Below are 17,384 nucleotides of genomic sequence, written 5' to 3'. Positions count from 1 at the left end.
CTGATCGCCCCCTGGTTTTCTGCACTGCCGAAACCTGCCGTTAACCGGTGGTCCCCATACTCACCCATGATCCGGGACGGCCGGGGGTGTTGCAGTTGAGCGAGGTGGCATGACCGACGATCAGATTCGGCTGGTGCAGTCCAGTTTCGCCCGAGTGTTTGCGCGCAAGGCGGATCTGACCGAACGGTTTTACCTCCACCTCTTTCAGGAGCTGCCTGACTCCCGGCGGCTGTTCAAAGGCGATTTTCCGGCGCAAAAGGAAATGTTCGCCTCGATGCTGGCCGCTACCGTCCGCGGCATGAGCGACGCAAAGAACTTCCGGACTCTGGGGCGGAGCCTTGCCCGGTCCCATGCGCGGTTCAACCTGAACCGCGACGACCTGAAAAAGGCGGCCCGCGCTTTGCAGACCGCCTTGTCCGATGTGATGGGTGACGGGTTGTCGCCCGAGGAAACAACCGCCTGGAACGAGGCGGTGGCGCAGCCGATGGAGATGCTGGCCGCGCCCGCCTGACCCCGGTCAGACCGACATGCAGATGTATTTCATCTCCAGATAGTCCTCGATCCCGTGATGGCTGCCTTCGCGGCCCAGGCCCGATTGCTTGATGCCGCCAAAGGGCGCGACCTCGGTCGAGATGATGCCTGTATTAACGCCGATGATGCCATATTCCAGCGCCTCGGCCACCTTGTAGACCCGGCTCAGATCCTTGGCATAGAAATAGGCGGCAAGGCCAAAGATGGTGTCATTCGCCATATGGATCACCTCGTCCACCGTGTCGAACTTGAACAGCGGGGCGAGGGGGCCAAAGGTCTCTTCCTGTGCCACCTTCATGTCTTGGGTGACGCCAGTCATCACCGTGGGCTGGAAGAAGGTACCGCCCAGATCGTGCGGCAGACCACCGGTCAGGATGGCGCCGCCCTTGGTGGCGACGTCTTCGATATGTTCTTTCACCTTCTCGACCGCATCGGCATTGATCAGCGGCCCGGTGGTGGTTCCGGCGGTGAGGCCATCGCCCACCTTGAGGTTTTCAACCGCCACTTTCAGCTTGGCGGCAAAGGCGTCATAGACGCCCGCCTGCACATAGATCCGGTTGGCGCAGACACAGGTCTGGCCGTTGTTGCGGAACTTGCACATCATCGCGCCTTCGACAGCAGCATCCAGATCGGCATCGTCGAACACGATGAAGGGCGCGTTGCCACCCAGTTCCATCGAGCATTTCATCACCTGGTCGGCGGCCTGTTTCAGCAGGATGCGACCCACCTCGGTCGAGCCGGTAAAGGTCAGCTTGCGCACGCCGGGGTTCTCGCAGAACTCCTTGCCGATCTCGCTGGCGCGCGACGAGGGCACCACGTTGAACACGCCCGCCGGGATGCCTGCCTGTTCGGCCAGCACCGCCAGAACCAGCGCCGACAATGGAGTTTCCGCCGCAGGCCGCGCAACAAAGGCGCAGCCCGCCGCCAGCGCGGGGCCGGCCTTGCGGGTGATCATCGCGTTGGGGAAGTTCCACGGTGTGATCGAGGCGGCCACCCCGATGGGCTGTTTCAGCACCATGATCCGCTTGTCGCGCTGGTGGCCGGGAATGGTCTCGCCATAGATGCGCTTGGCCTCTTCGGCAAAGAACTCGATAAAGGACGCGCCATAGGCGACCTCGCCCACTGCCTCGGCCAGGGGCTTGCCCTGTTCGGCGGTCAGAATGCGACCCAGATCCTCGGCGTTGACCATCATCAGGTCGTACCAGCGGCGCATGATCGCGGCGCGCTCCTTGCCGGTGTACTGCGCCCATTCCTTTTGCGCGGCCTCGGCCTGGGCGATGGCGCCCGCCACCTGAGCGCGGCTCAGATCCGCGACCTCGGCGATCACGTCGCCGCGCGCGGGGTTGGTCACGGCAAAGGTGCCGTTGTCGCCGTCTACCCATTGGCCGCCGATATAGGCCTTGGTCGCCAGCAGCTCCGGGTTCTTGAGGAGCGATTTCAGATCGGTCATTGCGTCCAGCATGGCTGAGTCTCCGCCTAGAATGTCTCGGGTGCACCCAAACAGGTGTGTCGCCTCTTGTCTATGTCCACTCGTGGGTGGGAATCAATCCAGATTTGATCAAATTATCGACCTGGGCCTCTGAAAACTCCCACTTGATCGACTCAGGGGCTTGCGCCAATGTCCGCGCGGGCTCTGGCGATGGCGTCGCCTCATGCCGCGCGGCATGCGCCCACTCCCCGTCCTGAACGCCGGGACCTTTCTGCAAAGGAGGGTCAACCATGACCGCTGAATTGTCGCGTCCGGAATTCTATCGCTATCACAACGGAACCGAAGCCAGGCTGCCTTTCGAGGCCGCAGAATACGAGGCTCGTCTCGCCGGGTTGCGCACCCGGATGGAGGCGCTGGGCGCTGAGGCCGCCGTGTTCACCTCAATGCATAACATCGCCTATTACTCGGGCTTTCTCTATTGCTCTTTCGGGCGGCCCTATGCGCTGGTGGTCACCCCGACCGAAAGCGTGACGATCAGTGCCGGTATCGACGCGGGCCAGCCCTGGCGGCGCTGCCATGGCGACAACATCACCTATACCGACTGGCAGCGCGACAATTACTGGCGCGCGATCCGCTCGGTCACCGGCGAGGGGCGGGTGATCGGCTATGAAAGCGACCACCTGAGCCTGTTGCAGAAGGGCAAGCTCGACAGCTTCCTGGCGCCGTCGAAAACCGTCGACCTGTTCGACACCACCATGCGCCAGCGGATGATGAAATCGCCGGCCGAGATCGCCCTGATCCGGCAGGGCGCGCAGGTGGCCGATGTGGGCGGCTATGCGATTCGCGAGGCGGTCAAGGCCGGGGTTCGCGAGATCGACGTGGCCATGGCCGGGCGCGACGCGATGGAACTGGAGATTGCCAAGCGGTTCCCCGATGCTGAATACCGCGACACTTGGGTGTGGTTCCAGTCGGGGCTCAACACCGATGGTGCGCATAATCCGGTGACGGGCCGGGTGCTGGAGCGGGGCGATATCCTGTCGCTCAACACCTTCCCGATGATCTCAGGCTATTACACGGCGCTGGAACGCACGATGTTCGTGCAGGAAGTGGATTCCGCCAGCCTCAAGATCTGGGAGGCCAACGTCGCAGCCCATGAATACGGCATGTCGCTGCTGAAACCGGGGGCGAGCTGCGCCGAGGTCACCCACAAGATCAACGATTTCTTTGCCGCGCGTGACCTGCTGCAATACCGCACTTTTGGCTATGGTCATAGCTTTGGCGTGCTCAGCCATTACTATGGGCGCGAGGCGGGTCTGGAGCTGCGCGAGGATATCGACACTGTGCTGGAGCCGGGCATGGTGATCTCGATGGAACCGATGCTGACCATCGCCAATGACCAGCCCGGCGCGGGCGGATATCGTGAACACGATATCCTTGTGATCACCGGGGACGGTAACGAGAACATCACCGGCTATCCCTACGGGCCGGAATTCAACGTCGTCGGCTGAGACGGTTGCGTTTCATTGCCGAAAACCTTCGCCCCCGCACGGGGGCGAAGTACCGCGTCATAACCGGATCACGTAGTCCTTGGTCGTGGTCTCGATCACTTCCCATGTGCCGGAAAACCCCGGCCGCAGCATGAAACTGTCCCCGGCGCGCAGCGTGATCTCGGTGCCATCGGCATCGGTCAGCACCGAATGGCCCGACAGGATGCGGCAGTATTCCCATTCGTCATAAGAGATGCGCCACTTTCCCGGCGTCGACCGCCAGATGCCGCAATAAAGCCCATCGCGCTCCTCAAGGTTCCAGGTGGTAAAGACCGGATCACCCGATAGCACCTTCTCGGGTGCGGGGCGTTCCGTCTCGCCCGCTCCCTCGGGGGTCACCGGTTGGTAAAAGCTGCTCATCGCCTGCCTCGTTCTGAATGGTTCGGGGCGCAGCATCGCGAGAGGGGCGGCGATCTGCAAGGTCGATTCAACCGCCTTTCCTTTTGCGCCCGAGTTTGCCACAGTTTTTCCAGTCCCGGCGCCCTAGGGGGATGTAAATCCTTGTTACATGCCATATCTAGGGCATGCATCTGACCCAAAAGGATAAAGCCATGTCTGATACAGCGTTCGAGGCAATGATCCTGGAAACCCAGCGCAAGGTGCGCGAGAGCCAGGCCCAGATCGAGGGCGTGACCAGCCGGATCGAGGCGGCGCGGGCCAAGATCGAAACCGGCGAGGCCGATATCGACATCGAGAACGCCACGCTGGAAGACGTGCATGCCCATACCGAGGTGATGAACGCCAATATCGCCGAGCTGATCATGGGGCTTGACGATGTGACCTCGGCCTTTTCCAAGGATTTCGACGAGATGCGCTCGAAAACCGGCTGGGAAAGCTTTGTCGGCATCTTCTCCCAGGGCAAATCGGAATCGATGCGGCAGGAACGGATGCGCACTGCCAATATCGACGACAAGTTGCAGGACCTGATCGCCAAATCCGATGTGATAGTCAAGCTGCTCGAAGGGCAGTTGGCGGTGCTCGAAGAGCAGCGCGAGAAGGTGGAATCCAACCTGACGGGCACATTGGACGACCGCGAGGCGACGGTTGCCGCGTTGGAGGAGGTGCGGGCCGAGATCCTTGCCATGGATCCGCAGATCATTGCGCTGGAAAACAAGATCAGCGTCGAACAGGATGCTGCCGCGCGCACCAAGCTGGAAACCGAACTGGCCGAGCTGAACAAGGCCTATAACGCCAAGGTACGCGACGAGCAGGTGAAACTGGCCAAGAGCCAGACGCTGGAGCGCTACATCGAAAAGGGCAAGACCTGGGTGGACAGTCTGCAAAACCAGGCAGCGACCCAGATGGTGCTGATCAACAAGCTGCAAACGGACACGCAACAGCGCGTGGTGCTGTATGATGCGCTGACCAAATCGCTGAAAACCGCGCAGCAGCAGGATGTGGCCCACCGCATCAACGAGATTGGCGTGCAGACCGACCAGGAGGCTCAGACCGCCATGGCCGCCATCGGCACCGCGACCAATCAGAAGATGGCCGATATGCTCGAGGCGCACGAGGATCACATGGTCTTTGCCCGCGACGTGCTGGAGAAAAAGGCCAAGGCCGACGAACGCTTTGCCCGCCGGTTCGCCGCGATCGTCGAAAAACACGACAAGAACCTCTACGGGGGCTGATCCTTGGCCGAACCCGCCCACGACCATGTCGGCCTGACTGACACATTCGCCTCGCGCCGGTATTTCCGCAAGTTCGAGACGATCACCACCCATCTGCTTCGGGTGGCAGCCAACATGGAGGCCGAGGGCACGATCAGCCGCGATGAGGTGCGGATCGTCTCGCGCTATATATCGGGGCTGCTGTTCACCTTTCGCGCGCTCAGCATGAAATACCTGCTGGTCGGGCGCGACACGGGTCGGTTCTTTGGCTCGCTCAACATGGACAAGCGCGACAGCGGCTTTCCGGTGGCGGCCGAGCTGATGACCATGGCCAACGACGCCCAGCAGGCGGCCAGCCATCTGGCCAACATGCCGTCCGAGGCGGCGCTGAAGGACGAGATGGTGCAGACCATCCTCGGCAGTCGCGAGATCCCGACCAAACTGCAATTCGCCCTGTCACAGCGGCTCTATTACGAGGAACTGGCCCGGGGGCAACTGTTCTGGGTGCGCAACGACCCCGAATGCCACTGGATTTCGACCGAGGGCGACCGGCGCCGGTTCCTGCTGCATTGGGCGGTCTATGACAGCCAGATCAACCTGCCGGTGATCTATCTGATGCGGCTGGAGGATACCGGCAAACAGGCGTTGCCCAAGGACAGCCGCCGCTGGCCCGAGGTGCAGACGCATCTGATGGCGCAATCGCTTGCGGGTCTGAAGCTGTTGACCATCGCCAAGGGGTTTGACGAGGATTTCGACGAACTGCACCCCAAGCATCTGCGCCGTATCCATGTCGGGCCGATGTATTCCTCGGCCTTCACCGAACAGTCCGGCCCGCTGCGGGCGGTGCTCGAGGATGCGCAGGCGCCTGCCGGGCAGGATTGGGCGCTCGCCTGGACCAGCGAGGAACTGGAAAGCGAGGACGTGCGCGCGGAACGCTCGGGCTGGTTCGGCACGGTCGAGCGCGAGGTCTTTGCCCTCGACCCGTTTGGCGGGCAGGGGGCCGAGACGGGGGCCACCCGTACCAGCCGCTCGATCATCTTGCCGCAGCGCCCGTTCCAGGTGCTGGCGGAACGCAACCCGGCCGGTTTCGCCGATGTGCGCACATTTGTGGTCAGCGAGGGCGGGCAGGTGCTGCGGTATTGATTGGCCCTGCCGGGCCAAGCCTCCGGCGGGAGTATTTTGAGCAAAGTGAAGACAGGGGCGTTGTGACATGAGCCTGACATCGGACCAGATGGAACTGCGCGAAGAGGCGATCCGCGCGCATTACCCGGCGGCCACCGCGCTGCTGGACGGGTTCGACCATGCGCCGCGGGTGGCGCAGGCGAAGACGCCCGCCAGGGCGGAGGAGCGCTCGCCGGGCATCCCTGCGGCGCGACGGTTCCGCTCGACCACGCCCGGTCTGGTGACGCGGCGCACCGCCCGGCCCGACGGGGTGCATCTGCGTGAGCGGATCGAGGCGGCCGATGATGGCGACACGCTGGTCTCGCCGCTACAGGCCACGGTGGCGCAGGCGATCCGCCGGGCGCTGGCGGTCGCATTGGCCATGGGCGAGGGCTATGGCGAGCGCACGCCGCTGGGCGATCTGAAACGCGCCAATCTGGCGGGCGACCTGCCGGCGGCGCGCAAGGGCGAGTTCTCCGAACTGCTGACCGCCGAGGCGCTGGTTGTCACCCATGTGTTCGGCAACGCACTGGCCTATCTGTTGTCGCCGCATCTGGGTGCCACCTCGGTCGAGGTGGGCGAGGTCGAGGAGTTTCTGACCGACAACGCGCAAGTGGCGCTGCATGGGGCGCTGTGGGATCTGGACCAAAAATTGGAGAGCTTCGCGGGCGACGACGCGCAACTGATCGCCACCGCTGCCGGTTTTGCCGAACAGCTGATGGCCAAGGCCAGCGCGCGCGCGCAGGGCGCCGTACATCTGGCGCCGTTCACAGGGGCCGCATGGCACGTCAAGGCCGATGACCTGACCCTTCGCGGGTTCACACCAGCGGCCAAGGCGCGCTCGACCAAGCTGACCATGAGGTTCAAGAAACCGAACGAGGTGGTCGGCAACCACATCGCCAAATACCAGGCGATGAAGCTGGCCAAGATGCTGATGGCCTATGATTTCGAGCGTCGCCTGAACCCGTTCGCGGAACTGGGCGGCTTCATCTTCACCTTCATGGGTGACGGAAAACCGGGCACCGGCAAGACGACGCTGATCCAGATGATGGCGGGGCTGATCGACGAATACTGCCGCAACGCGGGCTATCCCTTCCGCTATCAGAACTTTGGCATCGACAATATCGACAGCTATCAGGGCAAGTCGGGCCAGAATGCCAAGGCCTTTGTCCAGAACGTACTCGACCCCGGCGTCATCGGTTTTGGCACCATCGACGATATCGACCAGATTGCGGGCAAGCGCGGCGACCGCCAGTCGAGCGCGGGCCAGCAAGAGGTGACGGCGGTATTCATGGAGGCTTTTGCCGGTGCCAATACCGTGGTGCGGGGCAATTGCACCTTCGGCATGTTCTCGAACTATCCCGAGAATGTCGACGACGCCCTGCGCCAGCGGGCGGGCGCGCGGTTTCTGGTCGACGGGCCGCAGACGCGCGAGGATTACATCGACATCCTGGCCCTGCTGCTGGGCAAGCGCCACGACATCCCGCTGGGGGCGCATGACCTCTATGCCGCGCAAGAGATCAAGCGCGCGGTGGCCGCCAGTTTCGCCGCCCATGGCCGCCCGCAAGAGGCCGGGCTGGCGCAGGTGTGGGAGAGGGTGGGGGCGCAGGTCGGCCCGCTCGACACCATTGCCAAGCTGGGGACCTATCTGAAAGGGATACAGGAGGCCGACGAGCGTTTTACCGGCCGCGCGATCAAGAACATCACCGACGCGGTCAAGGTAAGGGCGATGGATTTCGAATTGCCCGATGAATGGATGGAGAATCCTGACCTGTTCCTGTTCCGCGACTATGATACGAAGCTGGCGATGATCGAAGAGCTGCGCCAGCCCATCACGGTGGACATGGTGGTGCAGGAGATCAACCGCTATGCGGACAGCGAGTTCCGCTATGCCGACAAGTCCGACGAGGTGGCCATCGACGGCATGGTGCGCGAGATGGGGCGGATGGAAGAGGCAAAGAGGCGGTATCTGGAGGGGAAGGGGTGAGCTCAAAGATTAGTTGGTTGAAAACAGGTAGTAGAGATCGGCGTCGATTGTTCTATTTTACCTCGCCAAATCATCTGTTGGAGAATCTAACAGAGAACCAGATAAAGCTATCCGATTTCAAGAAGTGCAACGATGTATTCGAGCTGGCATCGTTTGCATTGAAAGATAAGAAAATGCGCGAGAACCATAGGGCTTGGATCGAAGAATTGTCAAGCGAACTTGGACTAATATGCTTCTCTCAAGACTGGCGTAATCCACTTATGTGGGGACACTACTCGAAAAGTGGAGAAGGTGTTTGCCTTGTTTTGGATGTCGCAGTTAGCCAGCTTCAACCTGTTGAGTACTTGCTGAAGAGAGCGACAAGCGACGCCTCTTGCTTCCCAAGATCAGGCGATCCAATGTTCAAGAAATTTTGCGCCCAAAAATCACATCATTGGAGATATGAAAAGGAGGAGCGCCTTTTTGTTACTCTTCATTCAAACAAAGTAATCCATCAAGATAATGGTAAGAAATTTTTGAAGATGGGTGGGGAAGTTCAATTAGTGGGGTTTATTAACGGACCTCGGCCCGAACTTTCCGCTGACGAAATAAAGAGTGCTTTCGGTGGAAAGAGGCCCCTCAAACACTTTCAGTGTAGAGCTGCTTTCAGAGATTTTAGAATGGTAGTGCAACAGGATACGAGTCTATGGAAAGGGTGCGTAACATGATCCGCCTCATCCAATCCGGCCTGATGTTCGGCAATCTCGTCCATATCTCCAGCCCGGCGCTGGTGGAGCGGTATAATCGCGCGCTCCAGCATCTGGCGGGCAAGACCACGGCGCTCACCGATTTCCATATCGACATCTCGGGTTATTCGCCCGAGATCGGCGACGAGTTGGGCGATCCGCTCTACCTCAACCCCAACGGGGTCAACCGGCAGTTCATCCTGCTGACGCCCGAGCAGAAGCGCGCGCCGCTCTTGAACGTGAAATTCTCGACCTCGCGTCCGATCCTGCGCGAGTTCATCGAGGCGAACGAGGCGCAGCTGTTTGCGCTGACCGCCACCGACGCGGTGGCGGGCGAATTGGTGAACTCGGTCTTCAAGCTGCGCTCGCCCGCCGACCTTTTCACCCTGCGCAAAATCGAGATCGAGGCCGACACTGTCGGCGGCACGCTGAAGAACGCCGACAAGCTGGCCGCGATGATCGAACGGTTCAAGACCGAAAACGATGCCTGGTTCGACGACGTGCTGATTGCCGAGATGATCGGCATCTCGAAACAGACCGGCGATATCAGCCGCAATCCCGTGCATCTGAGCCACAAGGCGCACGAGCAGCGCAATTTCTGGACGGGGCATTTCGGTGGGCTCTACCTGTTCCCCGATGTGGAACACCCGGCGATGATCTGCGTGGGCGAGAAGCCCCGCGAAGAGATGCCGGTGAAATACGTGCTGGACCTGTCCGAACGCAACCGGATCGCCAAGTTCCTCGATTACAACAAGCTGGCCGAACCGATCGTGCGGGCGCGCGGCATGGATGCGGCGGCGGTGCTGCGGCAAAAGATGGATTTCATCGTGATCGACACTGCCGCCGGTACCGGGCTGAACCCGGCGGGGCTGGACCGGGGCGACATCCGGCGGCTGGCGCGGATGCATGCCGACCGGCTGCCCGAGGAATATCACGGGCTGGCGCAACTGGCGCGCTGGGCCGAGAACGGCGGCGACTGGCCCCGCATCTCGGCGGATCATCCTGCCTATTTCTATGGTTTGCGGGCCGCCGATACGCCCGACCGCGACCTGGTCAACATGTTGCTGGCGGAACTGGCGCCGCTGGATGCCCGCCAACTCTTCATTTGTCATAAGGAGCTGTTCTATCGCCTCTATGCGACCTGGCCCGAGGCCAAACGAGCCTTTGTTGCCGATTTCCTCGCACGCGAGTATCAGGTGGACAAGGCGGGCGCGCGGGCGGCATTGTTCGGGCACGAGCCGGACATGAGCGGAGCGCAAAGCCCCGCGCAGGCGGATGAACGCCTGATCGAACGGGTCGGCCCCTGGGGCGCAATAAGGAGGCGATAGGGTGATCGGACTTCTCAGGCTTGTCGTTGTCCTGCTGGTGGTGCAGACGGTGGCCTATTTCGGGCTGTCGTTCTACTCCCGCGCGGTGCGGCGCGGCAAGCTGGAGCGCTGGTGGGAGGAAAAGGGCAAGACAGGCGACAAGGAGGCGTTTGTGGAACGCGGTCTGCGGGCCTATGACGGATCGTTCCGGCGCAAGCTGATCCTGGGGGTGTACTTTGTACCCTGGGTGCTGATCGCGGCGCTGATCTATATCGTGAATTTCAAGTGAGGACCTGGCCATGCGCTATGTCAAATGGGTGATCATCGGGCTGTTCTGGCTCAGCGTCGTCGCCTTCCTGCACTATACCCTGCCGCAGCGCGACATCGTGCGCATCGTCAATACCTATGAGGAACGGCAGGAGCTGAACGACTGGACCCGCATCTTCTGGTCGCGGCCCGACGATCAGTCGGTGAACATCATCAACCGCGATGTGCAATTCATTCAGGGCGTGACGCCCGAAGGCCGCCCGCGTGTCTATCGCAATGAGGATACCAGCTGGAGCTGGCCGCCCTACTTCAAGTTCGACACCGCCAATCTCTATACCGAGGCGAATGACGCGATCTCGTCCAAGGACAAACCCGAATGGGTGGCGGTGACCCATTATGGCTGGCGCAACGAGTTCCTGTCGATCTTTCCCAACGCGGTGGCGATCAAGCCGGTGGCGGGGCCGGACGTGCGCTTGATCCCCTGGTTCAACATCATTGTTCTGACCCTGCTGGCGGCGCTGTTCTGGGCCATTTGGGTGCGCTGGCGCCGGTTCCGCGAGGCGCGCATCGACCCGGTGATCGAGGATGTCGAAGACAGCCTCTATGCCGCCGGCGAGGCAATCGAGGAACGGCGCGGCCGGGTCCGGCGCTGGCTCGACAGCTGGAAGTCGAAATAGATTTTCGCCCTTGACCTTACACCTGCTGGAACCTCCAGAACCGGGTACGATGTCAGCACAGGAGCGACAGTTGAAACGCGCAGCTCTTTTCTTTGTGGCGCTGGCCGTTCTGGCCGGCGCCTATGTGTTCTGGTTCCGCCTGCAGGGGCAGAATGATGCCGCCGCTCCGGCGGCGGGCGCTGCATTGGCGGCCATAAACCTGCCGGACAGCCTGTCCGAGAACGGCCGGATCGGAGAGCGCCTGTTCCAGGCCAAATGTCTTACCTGCCATGGCGAGAATGCGGTCGGCCAGCAGGGCGTTGCGCCGCCACTGATCCACAAGATCTATGAACCGTCTCACCATGGCGACGAGTCGTTTCATCGTGCGGTCACACTGGGCGTGCGCGGGCATCACTGGCCATTTGGCGACATGCCGCCCGTCGAGGGGCTGAGCCGGGGCGATGTGACGATGATCGTGGCCTATATCCGGGAACTTCAGACGGCTAACAACATCCGTTGAAGGCCGGGTCAATCGGCGAACATGTGGTCGTTCTGCATGATGCGCAGCGCCTGATCCCAGGGGATCGACAGAAACTCGGACAGCTTGTCGGCGTTTTCCTCGGGGGTCGAGGTCTGATGGATGCGGCCATAGCGGGCAAACCCCGCGTCGCGGATCCGGTCAGCCTCGTAAGTCATCTCGTTACGGATGGTGGGCAACAGCCGTTCTAGTGTCGCCTTTGGTGTGCGCTCGCCTGCCAGTCCCACGCGATAGGCATGGCCGATCAGGTAGTCGTCGGTAAATTGGCATTCGATCTCCAGCATTCGAGTGACCGACCTGTCGGAAAAGAAATCGTGCATCAGGTCGAGGTTCGACGGATCGAGGCAGATGACCAGACGATCCGTCTCGAAATACTCGAACAGCATCCGCATCAAAGCGCGTCGGTGCCGCGTCCGCTTCTCCAGCGTTGCCTGGATGCCGCCCAGGTCAGGCAGGGGCGTGCCTTCCTCGCTGAAGAGGTATTCGATTGTCGGCACATTCATGACCTGCCGGATCTGTTCCATAAGCCGCTTGGCCACGTGCCATTTCTTGCAGACCACGATCATCAGCTCACGCTCGCGGCCCAGCGAGCTTTCGGTTTCCCAAAACCGCATGGCAAACCGCCGCCCGATCCGGCCGCGACCGGTCAGGAACTTGAACAGGTTCCTGCCCTCGTTCGAGATCTGGAAATCGACGCTATGGGTCGCGTAGAGCCGTCCAAGACGGGCTTTGAGCTCCTTTGCTTCGGGGCTGATCTTGCGTGCGAACAGGAAATCCTGGCTCAGCAACAGGTCGAAATGGTCGTTGTAGAATGTCACCGGCATCCCGTAGTCCGAGAACATCAGGAAAGTCAGCGTGCGGGTCTCGATCTCGTGTTCCGGGATCAGGTGCCGGACCAGGGTCTGAAAGAATGTCTCGTCCGGAATCCAGGTGCTGGCGAAAAAACGCATCACGTCGCGCCGCGTGCGGGTGAAATCCAAGATCCATTCGATCGTGCGGCGGCGCAGGCACCACCATTGGCTGCCGATCATGATCTGGATGTCCGATGGGATCTCGCGCGTCCAGCCCAGCCGTTTCTGGGTTTCGAACATCGCATAGAAGCGTTTTCTCTGCGTACGCTCGTTGAACCAATGGCGATAGATCAGCCGCTCTTCCTTCCAGCCGGTCTTGATCCAGTCGCTTTCGAAGTAGTCAAAGCTTTCGATGAAATCCCGGTCGTGTTCGTCCAGGAACCGGTGCGCATATTCGGCGGTCTTGATCGCCATGCAGTCGCCCGACAGTAGGTAAAAATGGGTGGCGCGCGGAAACTCGTCCACCGCCGCCTCGATAGCGTTTATCGTGGCTTGGACAAGTGACCACTCGCCCCAGCCGCATTTGATGCGGCGGCGGGCAAAGGTGACGTTGGGGTTGTCTGCCAGGGTGCTGCGCACGCGGTCATAATCGGCGCGTCTGGCGCGGGCGTCGAAATGGATCGACATGTAGTCGCCAGCGGCTGTCAGGCGCTCAGCCTGCATGACGATCGCATCAGGGTCTTTGTGGCACAAAAGGATGTAGGCGATTTTGGCCATAACGGAAACGATCGACCCCTGTTTCTGCTCGTTGTTTACCCTGATAAAGGTGAAGACCGATTGAATAAACAGAGAAAATTTGGTTCTTTGGAGCAAACACGCCCGTTCCCGGATTATGGCGATACGTGGCACAGGAGGCAAGGCAGATGGGTTTCCCCGGCACGTGGATGACGGAAAGCGAAAGTGTGGTCTATCGGGTGGTGCCGAAATGCGCCTGCTCGACCATCGGGCAGATCATGTATTACTCGGATCACGGCACGTTTTTTGACGGCGACATCCATGATGCCCAGCAAGGCTTGCACAAATGGGCGCTTGAGGCCAGCCAGGGTCCGATCAAGCGAAACGTCAAGTCGCACAAATCCTATGCCTTTACCTGTGTGCGCAACCCGTATACGCGCATCCTCAGTTCCTTCTTCGACAAGATCTGCGGCATTCAGCGTAATGGCAAACGCTATCGCGGCAACCTCGTTCCGATGCTGGTCTACAAATACGGGGTCGAGGTCGGTGGCGAGGACGGCAAGCAGGACTTCGATCAGATCGCCAGTTTCCGCCGGTTCCTGCTGTTCGCGCGCGACACCATCCGCTGGCGGCGCCCGATGGACCCGGACATTCACTGGTCGGCCATGTCGGGCCATATCTCGACCTTTATCTGCAACGGCGGGCGCTACGACAAGATCTTCTGGACCGAGGCGTTCAATGACGGCATGCAAGAGGTGCTCGACAATATCGAGACGCCGCACAAGGTCAGGCTGGACAAGATCCCGCGCTTCAACGAGAGCGAGGGCCACGGGCCGAAACGTGCGCACCCGGTCGAGGACTACTTCGACGACCTGTCGAAACATCTGGTCTATGAAATCTACAAACGCGATTTTGACCTGTTCAAATACGATTTCGAGAACCCCGGCAACAAGATGCCGATTGACGAGATCGACCTGGACGAGGTGCACGCCAAGCTGGGCGAGTGAGAGGGTTGGCAGGATTCGCGGGCCATTGCGGGTCAGTCACCCGATAGGGAGAGCCTGAGCCGAACACGTGGCGCAGCTAAGGTCACCCCCGGACTCAAAGCAATCATCTTTCGGACATTCGCGAATGTGGCTCCTTTCTGTTGCGCCAGCGGGGGGCGTCGACTACGCTGCTCTTTAGGCCCTGCTCGGGCCTCCACCCTCCAATCGGGAAGCATAGGCCATGCAGAGCGAAATCGTCGAAATCTGTCTCGTTCGACCGCCAGCATAAGGAGGGATTGCGGAAGCGGCTCGAAAGAGGAGAAAGACATTGTGGTTGTCTACCCCCGTTTACGTTCTAAAGCGGCAGGCCAAGCTTTTGGCACGGCAAACAGACACTCCCCTGAATCAGGCGCTGGACAAGGTAGCCAGCGGGCAGGGTTACCAAAGTTGGAGTCATCTCGCCGCTACATTGAAGAACGAAAGCCCGGCCCGAGAGCTGTTGAGTCAACTCAAGCCCGGTGACCTTTGCCTCGTTGGTGCCAGACCGAGTCAGGGCAAGACACTTCTTGGGTTGGAACTCGCGGCCCGGGCATCGCGGGTAGGACGCAAAAGTTTCTTCTTCACGCTAGATTATCATGAGCGCGACGTTGCAGATCGGTTTGCGTCTATGGGCATTGCCCGTCATGCGGTGGAGCACACCGTGGTTGTAGATACATCTGACGATGTATCCGCAGACTACATAATACGTCGTCTCAGGTCCGAGCAGGGGCCAACGCTCGTCGTTGTCGATTATCTTCAACTTCTCGATCAAAAGCGCACGAACCCGAGCTTGAATGATCAGTTGCGAGTTCTCTGCAACTATGCGGCCGACACCGGTTCGAATTGCGTTGTCCTTTCTCAGATCGACCGCCGGTTCGATATGGGAAGCAAGCGCATGCCAGGAAAGTCAGATATCCGGGCGCCCAATCCGATTGATCTCTCGGCCTTCGGCAAGTTCGTTTTTCTGCACAATGGTAAATTGCAGTTTGATCAGGCTGCGTAGCTTTTCGGCCAAAGTGATCTGTGCACATTCAAGGCGTGTCTACAGAGACTGCAAGATCACCTTTTGCGTCATGCGCCGCCGAGGCCTGTTCGTGGCGCGAGCGGCGGCAATCGGCTTTGCAACCTGAAAAACAAAACGGCCCACCAATCGGTGGGCCGTCGGTCTTGACCGGCCCTGGTTTCAGAGTTGGCGAACTGCGCCTTTGGCGGCGCTGGTGGCCAGTTTGGCATAGGCCTTGAGCGCGGTGGACACCTTGCGCTTGCGCGGTTGCGCGGGGGCCCACCCCAGCTTGTCCTGTTCCGCGCGGCGGGCGGCCAGATCCTCGTCGGGCACCACCAGGTGGATGGTGCGGTTGGGGATGTCGATCTCGATCCGGTCGCCCTGGCGCACCAGCCCGATGGTTCCGCCTTCGGCCGCTTCGGGCGAGACATGGCCAATCGACAGGCCCGAGGTGCCGCCCGAGAACCGGCCATCGGTCAGAAGGGCGCAGGCCTTGCCCAGCCCCTTCGACTTCAGATAGCTCGTCGGATACAGCATCTCCTGCATGCCCGGCCCGCCGCGCGGGCCCTCGTAGCGGATCACCACCACGTCGCCTTCCTTGACCTTGCCGGTCAGGATGTCATTGACGGCGGCGTCCTGGCTTTCGCAGACATGTGCGGTGCCGGTGAATTTCAAAATGCTTGCATCCACCCCGGCGGTTTTCACGATGCAACCGTCCAGTGCGATATTGCCGAAGAGTACCGCCAGACCACCGTCCTGGCTGAACGCGTGCTCCTTGCTGCGGATCACACCCTTTTCACGGTCGGTGTCCAATTCCTTGAACCGGTTCGCCTGGCTGAACGCCTGCGTCGTCCGCACCCCGCCTGGTGCGGCCTTGAAAAGCTCCTCGGCCTCGGGGTTGTTGGCAACCGTGATGTCCCATTTGGCGATCGCCTCGGCCATCGAGTTGGTGTGCACCGTCGGCACGTCGCCATGCAGCAGGCCAGCGCGGCTCAGCTCGCCCAAGATCGAGAAGATGCCACCGGCGCGGTGCACATCCTCCATATGGACGTTGTGGATGTTGGGCGCGACCTTGCACAGGCACGGCACCTTGCGGCTCAGCCGGTCGATATCGTCCATCGTGAAGTTCACCTCGCCCTCATAGGCGATCGCCAGCAGGTGCAGCACGGTGTTGGTCGACCCGCCCATCGCGATGTCGAGGCTCATGGCATTCTCGAACGCTTCGAAGGTCGCGACCTCGCGCGGCAGCAAGCCCTTTTCCTCGCCGACATAATGCCGCTTGGTGATGTCGACGATCTTGCGCCCGGCCTCCAGGAACAGCTTCTTGCGGTCGGCATGAGTGGCCAGCGTCGAGCCGTTGCCCGGCAGCGCCAGACCCAGCGCTTCGGCGAGGCAGTTCATCGAGTTGGCGGTGAACATGCCCGAACAGGACCCGCAGGTCGGGCAGGCGTTTTCCTCGATCTGCTTGACCTGCTCGTCGGTGAACTTGTCGTCGGCGGCCGCAACCATCGCATCCACGAGGTCGATCTTCTTCATGTCCAGATCGGCGATGTCGATCTTGCCGGCCTCCATCGGCCCGCCGGACACAAAAATTGCCGGGATGTTCAGCCGCATCGCGGCCATCAACATGCCGGGGGTGATCTTGTCGCAGTTCGAGATGCAGACCATCGCGTCGGCGCAATGGGCGTTGACCATGTACTCGACGCTGTCGGCGATCACCTCGCGCGAGGGCAGGGAATAGAGCATGCCGTCATGCCCCATCGCGATGCCGTCATCCACCGCGATGGTGTTGAATTCCTTGGCTACCCCGCCTGCGGCCTCGACCTCGCGCGCGACCATCTGGCCCAGATCCTTCAGATGCACATGCCCCGGCACGAACTGGGTGAACGAGTTCACGATGGCGATGATCGGCTTGCCGAAATCGTCGTCGGTCATGCCGGTCGCGCGCCACAGGCCGCGCGCGCCAGCCATGTTACGGCCATGGGTCGAGGTTCTGGATCGGTACATTGGCATGGTGCTGTTTCCCTTTTGCCGGTCCCTGAAATTCGGGTGCGTATGTTATAGCGCACGCT

Annotated in this window: 16 protein-coding genes; 12 read left to right on the top strand and 4 right to left on the bottom strand. The window is 60.9% G+C overall.

Annotated elements, in window-relative coordinates; all coding sequences use genetic code 11:
• The first annotated feature begins 109 nt into the window (after window positions 1-109).
• Window positions 110-511, top strand: a complete 402-nt coding sequence (locus OEZ49_RS14225) for a globin domain-containing protein (protein ID WP_263388931.1) — start codon at window positions 110-112, stop codon at window positions 509-511.
• Between the two features lie 6 nt (window positions 512-517).
• Here OEZ49_RS14225 and OEZ49_RS14220 read toward each other — a convergent pair whose 3' ends face one another.
• Window positions 518-1,993, bottom strand: coding sequence for an NAD-dependent succinate-semialdehyde dehydrogenase (locus OEZ49_RS14220; protein ID WP_263388930.1), 1,476 nt, complete (start codon window positions 1,991-1,993; stop codon window positions 518-520).
• A 257-nt stretch (window positions 1,994-2,250) separates the two neighbouring features.
• Between OEZ49_RS14220 and OEZ49_RS14215 the strand changes: the two genes are divergently transcribed.
• Window positions 2,251-3,468, top strand: coding sequence for an aminopeptidase P family protein (locus OEZ49_RS14215; RefSeq protein WP_263388929.1), 1,218 nt, complete (start codon window positions 2,251-2,253; stop codon window positions 3,466-3,468).
• A 57-nt stretch (window positions 3,469-3,525) separates the two neighbouring features.
• Here the strand turns inward: OEZ49_RS14215 and OEZ49_RS14210 are convergent, their stop codons facing one another.
• Entirely contained in the window at window positions 3,526-3,867 is a 342-nt protein-coding gene (locus OEZ49_RS14210; RefSeq protein WP_263388928.1) for a cupin domain-containing protein, read from the bottom strand.
• Between the two features lie 191 nt (window positions 3,868-4,058).
• Between OEZ49_RS14210 and OEZ49_RS14205 the strand changes: the two genes are divergently transcribed.
• From OEZ49_RS14205 to OEZ49_RS14170, 8 genes are all read left to right on the top strand, one after another.
• The gene (locus tag OEZ49_RS14205) at window positions 4,059-5,138 is read left to right on the top strand and encodes a coiled-coil domain-containing protein (RefSeq protein ID WP_263388927.1); all 1,080 of its coding nucleotides are present in this window, start codon (window positions 4,059-4,061) and stop codon (window positions 5,136-5,138) included.
• A 3-nt stretch (window positions 5,139-5,141) separates the two neighbouring features.
• On the top strand, window positions 5,142-6,260 hold the full coding sequence (locus OEZ49_RS14200) for a hypothetical protein (protein ID WP_263388926.1): 1,119 nt from the start codon (window positions 5,142-5,144) through the stop codon (window positions 6,258-6,260).
• A gap of 67 nt (window positions 6,261-6,327) precedes the next feature.
• Window positions 6,328-8,265, top strand: coding sequence for an AAA family ATPase (locus OEZ49_RS14195; protein ID WP_263388925.1), 1,938 nt, complete (start codon window positions 6,328-6,330; stop codon window positions 8,263-8,265).
• Entirely contained in the window at window positions 8,262-8,972 is a 711-nt protein-coding gene (locus tag OEZ49_RS14190) for a DUF2971 domain-containing protein (protein ID WP_263388924.1), read from the top strand. The genes OEZ49_RS14195 and OEZ49_RS14190 overlap by 4 nt, the downstream gene beginning before the upstream one ends.
• Window positions 8,969-10,318, top strand: coding sequence for a DUF6638 family protein (locus tag OEZ49_RS14185; protein WP_263388923.1), 1,350 nt, complete (start codon window positions 8,969-8,971; stop codon window positions 10,316-10,318). The genes OEZ49_RS14190 and OEZ49_RS14185 overlap by 4 nt, the downstream gene beginning before the upstream one ends.
• A gap of 1 nt (window position 10,319) precedes the next feature.
• Window positions 10,320-10,586, top strand: a complete 267-nt coding sequence (locus OEZ49_RS14180) for a hypothetical protein (protein WP_263388922.1) — start codon at window positions 10,320-10,322, stop codon at window positions 10,584-10,586.
• Window positions 10,587-10,596: 10 nt separating this feature from the next.
• The gene (locus tag OEZ49_RS14175; protein WP_263388921.1) at window positions 10,597-11,241 is read left to right on the top strand and encodes a DUF1523 family protein; all 645 of its coding nucleotides are present in this window, start codon (window positions 10,597-10,599) and stop codon (window positions 11,239-11,241) included.
• A gap of 70 nt (window positions 11,242-11,311) precedes the next feature.
• On the top strand, window positions 11,312-11,740 hold the full coding sequence (locus tag OEZ49_RS14170) for a c-type cytochrome (protein WP_397545668.1): 429 nt from the start codon (window positions 11,312-11,314) through the stop codon (window positions 11,738-11,740).
• 8 nt (window positions 11,741-11,748) lie between these two features.
• Here the strand turns inward: OEZ49_RS14170 and OEZ49_RS14165 are convergent, their stop codons facing one another.
• Window positions 11,749-13,326 carry a DUF5928 domain-containing protein gene (locus OEZ49_RS14165; RefSeq protein ID WP_263388920.1) on the bottom strand — a complete coding sequence of 526 codons (1,578 nt, stop codon included), beginning with the start codon at window positions 13,324-13,326 and terminating at the stop codon, window positions 11,749-11,751.
• 146 nt (window positions 13,327-13,472) lie between these two features.
• Between OEZ49_RS14165 and OEZ49_RS14160 the strand changes: the two genes are divergently transcribed.
• Both OEZ49_RS14160 and OEZ49_RS14155 read left to right on the top strand, forming a co-directional pair.
• Entirely contained in the window at window positions 13,473-14,291 is an 819-nt protein-coding gene (locus OEZ49_RS14160; protein WP_263388919.1) for a sulfotransferase family protein, read from the top strand.
• 307 nt (window positions 14,292-14,598) lie between these two features.
• Window positions 14,599-15,312: a DNA helicase gene (locus OEZ49_RS14155; protein WP_263388918.1), complete on the top strand. Its 714-nt coding sequence runs from the start codon at window positions 14,599-14,601 to the stop codon at window positions 15,310-15,312.
• A gap of 180 nt (window positions 15,313-15,492) precedes the next feature.
• Here OEZ49_RS14155 and ilvD read toward each other — a convergent pair whose 3' ends face one another.
• Window positions 15,493-17,325: a dihydroxy-acid dehydratase gene (ilvD, locus tag OEZ49_RS14150; protein ID WP_263388917.1), complete on the bottom strand. Its 1,833-nt coding sequence runs from the start codon at window positions 17,323-17,325 to the stop codon at window positions 15,493-15,495.
• Window positions 17,326-17,384 lie beyond the last annotated feature (59 nt).

The organism is Ruegeria marisflavi (genome assembly GCF_025673445.1).
Classification (GTDB): domain Bacteria; phylum Pseudomonadota; class Alphaproteobacteria; order Rhodobacterales; family Rhodobacteraceae; genus Ruegeria_B; species Ruegeria_B marisflavi.
The sequence above is the reverse complement of the archived record's forward strand: the minus strand, read 5'-3'. Positions and strand labels throughout refer to the sequence as shown.